This window comes from Cyanobium sp. Cruz-8D1, from assembly GCF_024345975.1.
Classification (GTDB): Bacteria; Cyanobacteriota; Cyanobacteriia; order PCC-6307; family Cyanobiaceae; genus Cyanobium.
In genome coordinates this window covers 1-13233 of the sequence record NZ_JAGQCD010000061.1, presented here as the reverse complement: position 1 = coordinate 13233, position 13233 = coordinate 1, and the positions used below count along the sequence as shown (strand labels likewise).

Sequence of the window (13233 nt, the reverse complement as noted above, 5' to 3'; positions counted from 1 at the left end):
GGAAGGTCTTGGGCTTTTGCATGACCCATTCTCCCAGCCAGATCCATTGCTGTCACTGGGATCTGGGCAGATTCATGGGTGTCTGTGGAGAGGTGCTGGGATGATCTATGCGCAACAGGCTCCTAGTTCACCGCTGGCAACGCAGGTCGGTCTTGGTGTTCTGCGTGATGGGGGCAATGGCTTCGATGCCGCCATGGCGATGGCCGAGGTGATGGCCGTGGTCGAGCCGATGTTCAGCAGTCTGGGCGGCGACACGATGATCCTCGCCTGGTCGGCCGCCGACCGGCGTGTCTATGGCCTCAACGGCAGTGGCCCGGCGCCATCGGGTGCCTCGTTGGAGCAGATTGGGCCCGGGCCGTTCGTGCCTGAGCAGGGCGCCACCTCAGTGACGCTGCCGGGCGCCCTGGCCGGCTGGCTTGCGCTACAGGAGCGCTTCAGATCCCGATCGCTGGAGCAGCTGTGGGAGCCTGCCATTCGCTACGCCCGCGAGGGCTATCCAATGGGTGTGAGTCGATCGCCGGGGTCTGACAATACGCGGAGCCGATGATGCGGCGCTCGGGCTCTGCCGACTTCCTCACCACCCTGTTCCCCGGTGGCCGGTCCCCCCAGCCCGGCGAGCTCAAGCGCTTTCCCCAGCTGGCCGCCACCGTCGCCCAGACGTTGACGGCCCATGGGGTGCCCACCACCTGCGACGACCTGGCCGCCGTTCAGCCGGAATGGGTCGAACCGTTGTCGGTGTCCTATCGCGGCCATGACGTTCTCGCCCTGCCTGTCCCCAAGTCCCAGGAAACGGTGGCACTGGAGGCCCTCGGCATCCTGGATGGCTTCGATCTGGCCGGGATGGATCCGGCCGATCGGCAGCACCACCAGAGCGAAGCCCTGCGCATAAGGTTCGCCTTTGCCATCGATAACCTGGTGGAGCCCACGGAGCCCATGCTCGAGGCGGTCCGCCGGGGCATCTCCCCGGATGGGCTGGCCGAAGCCCGCGGTCGCATCGGCAGGCAGGCGGTGGATGCGCCACGGTTCCGGGTGGTGATGACCAACGATCAGGTGAGCCTGGAGGCGGAGTTCCCCGAATCGGTGCGCCGGGATCTGGCGGCGCGCGGCCAGCGGCTGGGCACGGCACCCGATGTCATGGGCGCCGCCCAGATGGTGCGCATCCACCGAGGCGAGGGCGGGATCGGCCCCTGTCTGGAGTGCGGTGTGGACCATCGGCTTGATGGCGTTGCGCTGGGCTGGTGATCCCTGCTCCAACAAGCGCTACGGGCCTCTGACGTTCCCGGCCGACCTCGCCAGCGGCACTGAGGCCACAACCGAACGAACACTCCCGAAGCCCGGGCCCAACGCTCTGGATCCTGCTGGGGGCCGGGTCCGCTAAAGCGGAAGTGGCGGCAGCCTGGGCCCGGAGGGGCGCAGGATCGCTGGCCCCCCCAGCATCTCCGCCAGCCCGGCGATGCGCTCCTGCGGCGGCTCAGGGCCCAGGCTCCACAGGCTCTCGAAGTAGAAGAACGCCACCCCCAGACCCTGGGCCCGGTTGGCGGCCACTTTCTGAGCGATCAGCTCCAGGGGTGTGGGTCGGTTGCGCTGGCCGCTCATCACGGCGATGGCGGTGGGGAGGCGCTGGCGGGCCTCCTGGACCTCCGGCCGGCTCAGATGGGGCAGGTAGCCCTCCAGATCAGGTCTGTAGATCTGCACCAGCAGCTCATCGGCGATGCCACGCCGCACCCACGCGCGCCAGTCCTGCAGCTGCAGCTTGTAGGCAAAGTCGTAGTAGTTGGGCGCGATCGAAATCAAGGCGCCGGGGCGGGCCGTGCGTACGGCCAGGGCCAGACGCTCCAGGAAGGCGGTGATCCGGTCGGCCCGCCACTTCACCCAGGCGGGGTCTTCGGGGTTGGCCGGTGGATCCTTGCCCGTGTCCTTGCGGTAGAGCGCCGTGGTGAAGGGGTCGTAGCCGAACTCCCGCGGCAGGCTCATGTGATCGTCGAACTGGATGCCATCGGCGCCGTAGTCGTTCACCACCTCCAGCACCAGGTCGGTGATCAGCTGCTCCACTTCCGGCCGGAAGGGATTGAGCCACACCACCGAGCCGGCGGCACTGATTGAGGTGAGCCCTCCATCGCGCTTCTGGGTGAGCCAGCTGCGGTGCCGCCGCGCCAGCGGTGAATCCGGCGGCGCCATGAAGCCGAATTCAAACCAGGGGATCACCTTCAGCCCCCGTTGGCGGCCGGCGCTGATCAGTTCGCCCAGGATGTCCTGACCCTGCAAGCCCCTGAAGCTGAAGTCCTGCAGCTGGCGATCCAGGCTCACACGGCTGGGATAGTAGGCAAAGCCGCTGTTCCACACCACCGGATACAGCCGATTGAAACCCAGCTCCGCCAACTGGTTCACCGCGGCCTGCATGCGGCCGCGATCGCGCAGCACCGGCATGTCATTGGCGGTGAGCCACACCCCCCGCAACTCCTCGGGTTGGGCATGCGCTGCAGGCGTCAGCGGCGTCAGGCTCCCCAGCAGCCCGGCCAGCAGGCCAGCGCAAAGGGCCAGCGCGATCCAGCGCAAAGGGCCATGGCGTGGCGTCATGGGATCGGCGCTTCTGATCGGTCCACCATGGAGCCGATTCCGCCCTGCAGGGGGAAATCGGCCAGGCGAACGGGTGGTGAAACAGGCCCATTAGGGTCTGCGGGCGCGATTCCGACCGAGATGGGCCTTCTGGTGGACGGGGTCTGGAAGGACCAGTGCTACGACACCGGCAAAAGCGCCGGTCGCTTCGAGCGATCAGCGGCCGCCTTCCGTCACTGGATCACCCCGGACGGTTCGGCCGGTCCAAGCGGTGAGGCTGGATTTCCGGCCGAAGCCGACCGCTACCACCTTTATGTGTCGCTGGCCTGCCCCTGGGCCCATCGCACCTTGATCGTGCGCGCCCTCAAGGGGCTGGGCGATCTGATCCCGCTCTCCGTCGTGCACTGGTTCATGGGCAACCAGGGCTAAACCTGCCAGGCGGCGGAGGGGGTGGTGCCGGATCCCAACGAGGGCGCTGAAGCCCTCTACCAGCTTTATACCGTGGCCGATCCCCATTACAGCGGCCGGGTGACCGTGCCGGTGCTCTGGGACCGGCAAAAGCGCACGATCGTGTGCAATGCATCCTCAGAGATCATCCGCATGCTCAACAGCGCCTTTGATCACCTGGGCGCCCTGGACGGCGATTCTTATCCCATGGCGCAACGCCAGGACATCGACCGGCTCAATGATCGGATCTATCACACGGTCAAGAACGGAGTCTATCGCTGTGGTTTCGCCACCACCCAGGAGGCCTACGAGGAGGCCCTGAATCCACTGTTCGCCAGCCTGGATTGGTTGGACACTCAGCTGGCCGGCCGGCGTTATCTGTTGGGCAGCGCGCCCACCGAGGCGGACTGGCGCCTGTTCACCACGTTGGTGCGTTTCGATCCGGTCTATGTGGGGCATTTCAAGTGCAACCTCAGGCGGCTGGTCGATTACCGCCATCTGTTCGCCTATTGCCGCGATCTCTACCAGCTGCCGGGGGTGGCGCCAACGGTGAACATGACGCACATCAAACGGCACGACGACCAAAGCCACACCATGATCAACCCCACGGGCGTGGTGCCGGTGGGTCCGGAGATCAATCTGCTGGCTCCCCATGATCGGGAACATCTGGGCGGGTTGCCGAATCCTGCGGATCGGTCTCATCGAAACAAGTGAAATCGAGGCAGACGCTGTCCGGGTCCTCCAGCCGCACCATGTCGCGGAACTGTTCCCCTAGGCGCAGGTCCGCCGCCCCGTAGCTGCAGCGGAAGTGCACCGGTGCCAGCAGGATCTCATCGAGTCCCTGGAAGGCCACCAGGATTTCGGCCTGGCGCCGCTCCAGCTCCTCCCGGCCCAGGCCGAAGAGGGGGCTGTGACAATCGACGCGGTGCATCACGGTCCACATCAGTTGGAAGCTGATCGACCGGTCGCGCACCAGCGGCAGGGGCACGATCCGGCGCATCCTGCGGCCATTGCTCTCCTCATTCATCGCCAGGGAGGCCCGGATCCGCCCATCCACCAGGCTGTTCTGGCGCACGTTGGCCACCCGGAAGGTGAGGGTGGGGTGACCCTGCCAGGGTTCGATCGTGGCCACACGACTGAAGCGCAGGCGAGCCCGGCTGCGGGAGAAGCGGGCAAAAGCCAGACCGGTGGTGACGGCAATGAACAGCAGCCCGAACAGGGCCTCCACCGTCACCACCAGATTCACCCAGAGGCTACTGGGATGGAGCACCCCGTAACCGATTGAGCCCAGGGTCTGAACACTGATGAAAAAGGCATCGAGCACGGAGAGGCGCTGCCCGGCGGGGGCCCCACCGATACCATCGAGATCCCACGAGCAGCGTGAAGGCGAGATTGAGCAGCAGATAGCTGGCGGCGCTGCTGAGCAGAAAGCCCGGCCAGGGAATGGCCAGCATGAAGCGATAGGGCTCCCGCCAGTGGCGGAACCAGCCCTGCAGTTGCTCCGCATGCAGCACCCCTCCCCGCTGGCTCAGCCGGACCGAACGGATCGGTTGGCGACGTTCGACCGGTTGCCCCATCCCCAATCCAGTGGTACCGGCGGCCATCGTGACATCGAAAGGCGCAAAAGGAGGCCACAATCAACACCAATAAGAAATGTGAGACAGATCAGAAGTGCATTGAAATGTCATTGAGACTAAGCACCAGAAGCTAGCGTGAGCGGAATACAGGTGGCAGATTCTGAACGTGGCAGAACATTCAACAATATCGTCTCCGGCATCGCCGCCATAGCCGGCACCATCGGACTTGTTGTCGCCACCATCACATCCAACGAGGTCAACAAGCTATCCCAGCAATCACGCACCGCAGGACTGGTCGGCGATCTCACCGATAAACTCACATCCAAGCAACTTGGCAGAGATATCTCCCTGCTGGCAATTGAGCACATGCTCAACACGGAGCCAGGCAAAGACAAAGCACCGAGAGATAAGTTATTACTCGCACGCATCTCGATCCTTCTGATTGAAGGGTCATCTGGAGAAGAGTCGATCAATGCCCAGAACAATAATTCCCGCCTTGCGTCTGCCACCCAAACCCAGTTCAACCATGGCGTTGACCAGGCCGCCAGGGTACTGAATCGGCTGGTTCAGAGCTCTGGCGAGAGTTGCAATGACTACTACAAACAACAAGTCTTCAATCTGAATCTGAAGCTTGGTGACAAAAGCCTGACGCCAGCATCGGCCTTCGAAGCCGATTGCGGCGAAGCTGGGGCCCTGGCGATTGAAGCGCTACGCAAACAGGTGGAAGGCAAGGATCGTAATGGTGAACAGGCTGCCAGCGTCTCTCAGCTTGCCCAGGATGCGATCACCGATCCCAAGTTGGTGGCTAGCTCGTTGGCCCAAGCCAGGGTGGTCAACCAACTCAATGCGGTCAGGCTTGAAACGGCCCATGCCGAAAGTCCCTATACCGAATCCAGCCTTGCCATTGTCACCGTTCATCTGGACGATCCATCCATAGCCGAACAGCTGGAGCCACTCCTGCGCCAGCTATCCGCCAAGAGGTGGTACATCGTCTCGGGAGTACGGCTGTTGGAACCCTCAGCAAGAAGCTGCGGTCAGTACAACTCCGTTCGCTTCTTTCACAAGGCCGACATCGATCTGGCCACCAAGTTGATCGCCCAGATCAACACACTGAAACCATCATCATCATCATCACCGCCTGTCAGCGCCCTTGTTGAAGGATCAGGCAATACAAAGCCGGGAATCATCCCCATCGACCTGAGCGCATGGAAGTATTCGCGCTCCGTCCCCCAAGGCACCGTGGAACTTTGGTTGGCGTCGAAGGGGAACAGCTGCCAATCCGCAGCGAGTCGCAGCTGACTGGAGAGCCTATGGATCGGCACCGGTCAAAGTGAGACGTGCCCAGCCATCCCGCCGCCTTGGACCGCTCCCTGCTCCTGCGAGCCCATGGTCTCCAGAGGCGGTTGGGGGATCGGCTGCTCTGGAGCCAGCTGGATCTTGAGCTGGCTGGCGGTGATCGCCTGGGGCTGGTGGCACCCTCCGGGGCGGGGAAGACCCTGCTGCTGCGAACCCTGGCCCTGCTCGATCCCCCGCAGGCCGGAACGTTCAGCCTGCTGGGGCGCGCTCCGGCGGCCTGGGGCCTGCCGCGCTGGCGCGCCATGGTGTCGTACCTGGCCCAGCGGCCTGTTGCCGGTGGGGGAACCGTGGAGGCAAACCTTCGCGCGCCCTGGCGGTTTCGGGAGCGGCGGGGGGGAGATGGCTGGAGCTACGGGCGAATCACCAACTGGCTGGCGGCGCTGGGGCGCGAGCCCTCATTCCTGAGCTACGACGCTGAACGGCTGTCCGGCGGCGAGCTGCAACTGTTGGCGCTGCTGCGGGCCCTGCAGTTCGATCCGACCGTGCTGCTGCTGGATGAACCCACCGCCTCCCTCGATGGCGCCACCACCGCCGCCGTCGAGGCCCTGCTGATCGTCTGGCTCGCCGCGGGCGCGCGCGCCGCCGTTCTCATCAGCCATGACGGCGAGCAGATCCAACGCTTCGCCAGCCGCACCCTGGAGCTGCAGCCATGACGCCCCTGAGTTCCGGCGCGCTGAGCATCAGTGATGGCCAACTGGCACTGTCCGGGCTGCTGATCCTGGTGAACGTGGGGTTATCGGCAGCTCTGCGCCTGGGCCTCGGCCGCAGCCTGCTGCTGGCCTCCGTCCGCATGGTGGTGCAGCTGCTGCTGGTCGGCTTCGTGCTCGAGTGGCTGTTCCGCCAGGACCAGGCGCCGCTGATCGTGCTGGTGGGGGCGGCCATGGCGATGATCGCGGGGGTGTCCGCCGTGCAACGCACCCGGCATCGCTTTCTCGGCATCTACCGCAACAGCCTGCTGTCGGTGATGGCCTCCTCGGCGCTGGTCACGGGCCTGGCGGTGACGGGGCTGATCCAGCCCCAACCCTGGTACAACCCCCAATATCTGATTCCCCTGCTGGGCATGGTGCTGGGCAACACGCTCAACGGCATCTCCCTGGGCCTCGACCGCTTCATGGAGGGGCTGCGCAGCGGGCGTGACCAGGTCGAAACGGACCTGGCCCTCGGGGCGACCCGTTGGGAGGCCTGTCAGTCGGTGGTGCGCGACGCCATCCGTGTGGCGATGATCCCGACGATCAACGCCATGATGGTGATGGGACTGGTGAGCCTGCCAGGGATGATGACTGGGCAGATTCTCCAGGGGGCGGCGCCAGCGGCGGCTGTTCGCTATCAGATCGTGATTCTGTTCATGATTGCGTCGGCGACGGCATTGGGAGTGTTCGGTGTCGTTGGCCTGGCCTACGGACGGCTGACCAGCACCGAGCATCAACTGCGGCTCGATCGTTTGGTCAAGCTTGGCGGGCAGGGTTAGGGAATGGTCGGCCTGAACGCCAAGCGTTAGCGGTGCCGGTCGAGCGTCGAGCTGTGAAACGGACCGTATGTTGAAGATCCAGGCCTGTGGCACCGCAAGGCGCCGCCGTTCCTCGCCAAGTGGGACCTGCGATGGTGATGCGAAGGGAACTTCTGTTGGGGGCCGGCACGGCCGTTGCGGCTGTTGGCGGTGCGGCCTTGGCGAACAGGGTCGGGATGGGGTCAATGGGCGACTACGTGGCCTGGCTGTTTCGCCCCGACAACACCGGGATCACGATCCTTCCGGACCTCGAGCGACGCACTCCAGTGGTCGACCCCGATGATCACTATGTGTTTGTGTCGCTGGGCTGTGCCGCCGAGAACCTGGCCCTGATGGCGGGCGCCGCGGGCCGGGCCGGTGCCATCGACTTCGATCCCGCCGGCGGCGGCCAAGTACGGTTCGCCTTGGGGACTGGCAACGGCGGCGACCAGGCCCTGCTTGAGGCGATCCCGCATCGTCAGTCGACGCGAGCCGAATACGACGGGTCGAGCCTCAGGAGGTCCGATCTGCGCCAACTGAAAGCGGCGGCAACGGTTCCGGGGGTCGATCTGGTGCTGGTGACCGAGCGGCCGCCGCTGCAGAGGCTCCGCGATCTGATCCTGGCGGGCAACACCACTCAGATCGGCGATCCGGCCTTCGTGGCTGAGTTGAAGCACTGGCTGCGGTTCAGCCCGAACGTCGCCCTGCGCACGGGCGACGGGCTGTCAGCGCCGCCAGCGGCAATCCGGCTCTGCCGGAGTGGATGGGGCCCTGGCTGTTCGACCGGGTCTTCACCGTGAAGGCCGAAAAGGACCGGTAGGCCGCTCAGATCGCCACATCCTCTGGCATCGCCGTGGTCGTGGGGGCCGAGGCGAACCCGGAGCATTGGGTGACGGTGGGACGGGCCTGTCAGCGGTTTGCCCTGCAGGCGACAGCGCTGGACCTGACGTGCTCCTTCCTCAACCAACCAGTCAAGGTGCCGGGGCTGCGCGCCGATCTGGCGAGCCTGGTTGGGCTGCCTGGGCGGCGCCCGGACAAAGTCATGCGCTTCGGGCGTGGAGCGGCTCTGCCATTTTCATCCCGTCGACCACTGGCAGCGGTAATGGATGGTCTGAGCCGTGCCTGATGGCATCCACGCCGGCTGCCGCCTACCGAATCGTCGCCGTGCACAGGGCCCATCTCCTCCTCTGCCAGCGCCCGCAACGTTGACCTCAGCAACCAGACCTGTTTGCTGACCGTCCTGATTCCCGTTGATTGGCCTCCGGAAGGCCTGATCAGGTGGACGGCGGCGGTGCTTGCCTTCCTCCACCCCACTGGGTCAGCCACAAACCAATCCAAGAGCCCGCCACAAACAGGGTGAGAACGCCAAGCAGCGTGGAGTAATAGGGCTGAAAATTGATGGCCCCGAAATGACCTGTATGCAGCTTCATCAACCAGAAGGCTTCGATGTCGCGGGCCGATAGGGCGCCGTAGAGCGAACCGGTCAGGGCCGTGATCAGCAGGGGCAGAGCCGCCATCGGCACGAGGGTGCGGTGCAGCCGACGCAGCCGGTGTCGACGGTTCATTCGTTTTGAAGCGCCTTGTGCAGCATCTGTTCATTGGCACAGGGCATCCACAGGGAGCCCATCGCAAAAACACCCTTGCACTTGAGTTCGACAGCGCGCTTTTCGGCTTCCTGCTTGGTCTTGAATAGGCCCTTCGTGTGGGCCGCAGCCGGTGATAGCGTGAGGAGCGGAAAGGTCGCTGCCGCTGCCAAGGCAGCCAGCAAGGCCCAGCGGTGGTAGGCCAGCAGGTGGCTGGTCTGGCGCTGGTTCATCGGGTGGTGGCGGCGTGGGTCAAGGAAACGGGCACGAGAAGGGGTCATGTCTCCATGAACCCAGCTTTCTGACCAACAGCGAAAATTTGACAAGGCTACGAGTCCTTGCCCATCGCAATGACGGCGCTGAACTTCAGCTGCTTCGCCAACTTTTCTGCGGTGGCCTTGGTCGGAACCATGTCAAAGGGATGGGGCAGAGCGCTAGTTTAGAGTCTCTTTATAGCTGGAGAGTCAAGCCCATGGCGGCCATCGGCATCGCGGCTGGAATGAAGATTGGCGTGCTGGCGTCGCGAAGTGGTCTGACCGTCAAGACCTTGCGCTACTACGAGGACCTGGGACTGCTGCCGGCGATCGGTCGCAGCGAGGGTGGCTATCGCCTGTTTGCGGAAGAGAGCCTGCGGCGCCTGGAGTTCATCCGACGCCTAAAGACCCTTGGGCTCAGCCTGGAGGAGATCCAGGACTGCCTGGCTGTTCACGATGCCGGTGAGCTGCCCTGCGGCGACATCGAGATCCGGCTGGGGCGCCAGATCGAGCGCATCGATGGGCAGATCAAAGAGCTGCGGCAACTCAGAATGGAACTTCAGGAGCTGCTGGCCGGCTGGCAGAGCGATCCCGCCAAGGACGGCAATGTGATCTGCCCCAATCTTCAGGTGTGACAGCTGCCATGTGAAGCAATGACCCGCCAGTGCGTCCAGCTTGCATCTGCATCCCCATGGTGATGACAGACAGAAGCCATGGAGCCAAGCTGATGATCCGTCACCAACTCGCGGCAACAGCAGGACTCGGAGCGCTCGTCCTGTCCCTGGGGGTTGCAGCGCTGTCTGGGACGCCCCAGGCTGCGGCCCCTCCCGGAAGTGGGATGGGTCCGGGGCAGATGGGCTCCCAGTCGATGGATCAACACTTCATCGTGATGATGATTCCTCACCATGACGGGGCGATTGCCATGGCCGATCTTGCCCTCACCCGCGCCAAGCGTTCTGAGATCAAAGAACTGGCCAAAAGCATCAAGGCCAGTCAGACGAGCGAGAATGCTCAGATGCGCGCCTGGTACCGGCAGTGGTTCGGCGGCGACGTTCCCCCATGGACGCGTGGAGGAGGCATGGGCATGGCAGGCATGGGAATGATGGGTACGGGCGTGCCCTCCCTCAGGAACGCCGCCGACTTCGACCGGGCCTTCATTGAGCAGATGATTCCCCACCACCGCATGGGCGTGATGATGGCCTCGATGGCCCAGAACAACAGCCAGCACCCGCAGCTCAAGACGCTGCAACAGGCCATGGTGACGGCCCAGAGCCAGGAGATTGAGCAGATGACGCAGTGGTATGGCCGCTGGTACGGAGCAACCTGAGCTTGAACGCTCAACGCAAGGGGAGCCATCGGAGACGTGGTCCCCGACCAGAAAATCCCTTTGCTGCTATAGCATGGAAAGAGTAGTGCTTCTCATTTGAAAAATATCGCCAGGCCTCTGCGTAGAGCTTTGATCTATGGGCTACTTAGCTACGCTGGGCTGGTCCTGATCAACAATTCGGAGCTTGAACTCCCTAACATGTGGATCGCCTATCTGCCCATGTTCATTGGCGTGTATGTGGCGACTCAGTGGCTAGACAAGAAGTTTGGGAGCTGAAAGCCTAAAAAATAGGCTCGTCAAGGTCATGACTCCATCAAGCCTGAACGCTCAGGGCTTTTGGATTCCGAGCGCTTGAGCTCCGTACATCTCACTGAACATGGCTTGAACTTGCCAGGCCCTCAGGAGTGATTTGGAAACCTTACGGAGCTCCTCAAGTTCCGTGCAGCTGTCAATCGCCCGTGAATTGGTCTCGACAAAGAACTCTCTGCTGACCGAAAGTGAATGGTTCATGGGAATGGTGGGGTTAATTGTGACGACCGCATCGCGGCAGAAGACTCAGCCGATGCCGAGCAGGCAGCGGGTGAAGGCTTCACCACCCATGGCGAATTCGGTGGCCAGCAGAGCGATGAAGCCGAGCATGGCCATACGGCCGTTGAGCTGCTCGGCGCGCTCGTGAAAGCCCCAGCCGCTCTCGGCACTCACCACTTCCATGCGGGGCTCCATCGCAAACGCGTTGAGACGACCGCCATCTTCGGTGGTGACGGTGGCACCGCGGATGGAGGAACGATCAAGGGCGCTGGGGGCAGTGGCGGTGGTCGGGGAAGTGGCGGTGGCTTGGGTCACGGGACGATCGGCGGTGATGGGCAAACTGTAACAGATTGTTGCAGTTTCTAGGCGCCCGTAGCTTCTGGGTTGCGGCAGAACGGCATGGACAGGGCTCACGGCACCCCAACGGGACCGGCAGCGGTGGCTCGGCGACGTGGGCGCACCCGCAGGCCATCCTTCGGAGAGGGGCTGGGAGTGACCATCAGCGCCAGGTCCTGATCCGGCTCCAACCCAAGGCTCAGCTGTTTGAGCAGGCCCACCGCCAGCAGCCGGATTTCCAGCTCCGCCAGCGCCTTGCCCAAGCAGACCCGCTCACCACCCCCATAGGGCAGCAGGAACACTGTTGCGTCTCCCCCCAGATGCCGCTGGGGCCGAAAGGCCGCCAGATCCTCCAGATCAGCACCGTGACGGTGGCTGGCGCTGATGCTCACCTGCACCACCCGATCGGCCGGCACCAGCACACCCGCCAGGGCCATGGGCTCCCGGGTGCGGCGGAAGAAGCCCCCCACCGGCGGGGTCAGCCGCATCACCTCCTTCACCACCGCATCAAGGCGCGGGGCCCGCAGGGCGTCGTAGGCGGTCACGGCCTCCCCTTCCGCAGGTGGCCAGGGCAAACTGTCGAGTTCCTCCAGCAGCCAGGCCAGCTCCGCGGGATGCTGAAGCAGGGTGAGCACCAGGCAACTCAACGAGGAGGCCGTGGTTTCGTAGCCGGCGAACAGCAGCAGCAGCAGCTGCTCAGCCACGTCGTCGTCGGCCAGGGGGAGACCGGCTTCATCAAGACCTCCGGCCAGCAGATCGAGTCCGCCGGCGGCAAGGGGCGCTCCGGAGGCAGCGGCGGCCTGCCCCTTCTTGAGCACGGCACCGAGGCGCAGCAACAGGCGCTTGCGGGCCTGACGGGCTCGAGCGAAGGGACTGCCGGGCAGGGCGAACGGGAGAGAGAACAGGCCCTGGCACCAGGTTTCGAAATCCAGGAACAGGGACTCGCGATCGACGCCATCCAGGCCCAGCACCGTGGTGGCGATCACACGGAAGGCAAAGCGCCGCAGCCTTGGCACCAGGGCGACGGGGGCTTCCGCGCCCAGCAGCTCCTGGTTGAGCGCCCCGACCAACGCCACGATCTCCGGGATATAGCGCCTCAGGGCCGCGGAGGCAAACAGCTGCCCCACCACACGGCGGCGGGCCTTGTGATCGGCACCGTTGCGGTTGGCCAGCGACAGCGGCCCCAGCAGCTGCCGCACACTGTCCGGCCACCAGCCCTCGACCGCCTCTGCCTGGGCGAACAGGTCGCCGATCGCCGGCTCGCCGCGAATGAACACGGTGCGTTGGCCCAGCAGGCTGGTTTCATAGACATCGCCATAGCGCTCAAAACGTGAGCGGGCGAAATCAGGATCTCGAAAGAAAGCGAGGGTCTCCAGCACCCCGCTCATCGCTGGCGTGGTTGGAACAGGGCGAAGGGTGGCAGGATCGAGGGGCAACCAATGTCTCCAGAGCAATCCCCAGCCTGACAGCCGAGCGATGGCCATGTGAAGCACTGGCAAGGGAAGTGATCGGCAGAAGATTGAGCGTCAAGATCCATGCCTCTGTACAGCGCGTCGGTGCATTCATGCTGCACGTCATGCCGACCAAGCAGGGATGAGCTATAAAGTTTAAGTGTTCATTCCATGAGAGTTGAGATAAAGAGGTCATTGATGTCCTGTAACCGTTCACGGGGTGTGCCGGCCTGAGCTTGACATGACGTAGGCAGTCACCACTTCATGATTGATGCACAGCTCATTTGCTCAGCCTCTCAGCGCGCACCTTTCACTGCTCTGGTCGCTCTGCC

At 63.9% G+C, this 13233-nt stretch carries 16 protein-coding genes; 10 read left to right on the top strand and 6 right to left on the bottom strand.

Going from position 1 to position 13233, the window contains the following annotated elements:
- Positions 1–100: 100 nt before the first annotated feature.
- Together KBZ33_RS19680 and KBZ33_RS19675 are read left to right on the top strand one after the other, a co-directional pair.
- Entirely contained in the window at positions 101–547 is a 447-nt protein-coding gene (locus tag KBZ33_RS19680; RefSeq protein ID WP_254955121.1) for a gamma-glutamyltransferase, read from the top strand.
- Positions 547–1242: a gamma-glutamyltransferase gene (locus KBZ33_RS19675; RefSeq protein ID WP_255011924.1), complete on the top strand. Its 696-nt coding sequence runs from the start codon at positions 547–549 to the stop codon at positions 1240–1242. Before KBZ33_RS19680 ends, KBZ33_RS19675 begins: the two co-directional genes overlap by 1 nt.
- Positions 1243–1374: 132 nt before the next feature.
- Here KBZ33_RS19675 and KBZ33_RS19670 read toward each other — a convergent pair whose 3' ends face one another.
- Positions 1375–2577, bottom strand: coding sequence for a glycoside hydrolase family 10 protein (locus KBZ33_RS19670; RefSeq protein ID WP_254955123.1), 1203 nt, complete (start codon positions 2575–2577; stop codon positions 1375–1377).
- 120 nt (positions 2578–2697) lie between these two features.
- Between KBZ33_RS19670 and KBZ33_RS21945 the strand changes: the two genes are divergently transcribed.
- A complete protein-coding gene (locus KBZ33_RS21945; protein ID WP_396108875.1) occupies positions 2698–2985 on the top strand; it encodes a hypothetical protein in 288 nt (95 codons plus the stop codon).
- Between the two features lie 21 nt (positions 2986–3006).
- On the top strand, positions 3007–3717 hold the full coding sequence (locus KBZ33_RS21705) for a glutathione S-transferase family protein (protein ID WP_396108873.1): 711 nt from the start codon (positions 3007–3009) through the stop codon (positions 3715–3717).
- Here the strand turns inward: KBZ33_RS21705 and KBZ33_RS19660 are convergent.
- Positions 3638–4327, bottom strand: a complete 690-nt coding sequence (locus KBZ33_RS19660; protein WP_254955124.1) for an ion channel — start codon at positions 4325–4327, stop codon at positions 3638–3640. The genes KBZ33_RS21705 and KBZ33_RS19660 overlap by 80 nt on opposite strands.
- A gap of 388 nt (positions 4328–4715) precedes the next feature.
- On the opposite strand from KBZ33_RS19660, the gene KBZ33_RS19655 reads away from it, so the two are divergent.
- The 4 genes from KBZ33_RS19655 to KBZ33_RS19640 all read left to right on the top strand — a co-directional run bounded on the left by KBZ33_RS19655 (position 4716) and on the right by KBZ33_RS19640 (position 8222).
- A complete protein-coding gene (locus KBZ33_RS19655) occupies positions 4716–5879 on the top strand; it encodes a hypothetical protein (RefSeq protein WP_254955125.1) in 1164 nt (387 codons plus the stop codon).
- A gap of 38 nt (positions 5880–5917) precedes the next feature.
- A complete protein-coding gene (locus tag KBZ33_RS19650; RefSeq protein WP_255011923.1) occupies positions 5918–6589 on the top strand; it encodes an ATP-binding cassette domain-containing protein in 672 nt (223 codons plus the stop codon).
- Positions 6586–7404 carry an ABC transporter permease gene (locus tag KBZ33_RS19645; protein ID WP_254955127.1) on the top strand — a complete coding sequence of 273 codons (819 nt, stop codon included), beginning with the start codon at positions 6586–6588 and terminating at the stop codon, positions 7402–7404. The genes KBZ33_RS19650 and KBZ33_RS19645 overlap by 4 nt, the downstream gene beginning before the upstream one ends.
- Before the next feature lie 224 nt (positions 7405–7628).
- Entirely contained in the window at positions 7629–8222 is a 594-nt protein-coding gene (locus KBZ33_RS19640; protein WP_254955128.1) for a hypothetical protein, read from the top strand.
- Positions 8223–8696: 474 nt separating this feature from the next.
- On the opposite strand, the gene KBZ33_RS19635 is transcribed toward KBZ33_RS19640, so the two are convergent.
- Entirely contained in the window at positions 8697–8987 is a 291-nt protein-coding gene (locus tag KBZ33_RS19635) for a hypothetical protein (RefSeq protein ID WP_254955129.1), read from the bottom strand.
- Complete coding sequence (locus tag KBZ33_RS19630; RefSeq protein WP_254955130.1) at positions 8984–9238, bottom strand: DUF3721 domain-containing protein; 255 nt, start codon at positions 9236–9238, stop codon at positions 8984–8986. The genes KBZ33_RS19635 and KBZ33_RS19630 overlap by 4 nt, the downstream gene beginning before the upstream one ends.
- A gap of 239 nt (positions 9239–9477) precedes the next feature.
- Here KBZ33_RS19630 and KBZ33_RS19625 point away from each other — a divergent pair, with 239 nt between their 5' ends.
- Together KBZ33_RS19625 and KBZ33_RS19620 are read left to right on the top strand one after the other, a co-directional pair.
- Positions 9478–9894, top strand: coding sequence for a heavy metal-responsive transcriptional regulator (locus tag KBZ33_RS19625; protein WP_254955131.1), 417 nt, complete (start codon positions 9478–9480; stop codon positions 9892–9894).
- 233 nt (positions 9895–10127) lie between these two features.
- Positions 10128–10586, top strand: coding sequence for a DUF305 domain-containing protein (locus tag KBZ33_RS19620; RefSeq protein WP_254955132.1), 459 nt, complete (start codon positions 10128–10130; stop codon positions 10584–10586).
- Between the two features lie 555 nt (positions 10587–11141).
- Here KBZ33_RS19620 and KBZ33_RS19610 read toward each other — a convergent pair.
- Together KBZ33_RS19610 and KBZ33_RS19605 are read right to left on the bottom strand one after the other, a co-directional pair.
- Positions 11142–11363 (bottom strand): high light inducible protein, encoded by a 222-nt coding sequence (locus KBZ33_RS19610; protein WP_254955135.1) that lies wholly within the window; start codon positions 11361–11363, stop codon positions 11142–11144.
- 161 nt (positions 11364–11524) lie between these two features.
- Entirely contained in the window at positions 11525–12838 is a 1314-nt protein-coding gene (locus tag KBZ33_RS19605; protein WP_254955134.1) for a cytochrome P450, read from the bottom strand.
- Positions 12839–13233: the final 395 nt, after the last annotated feature.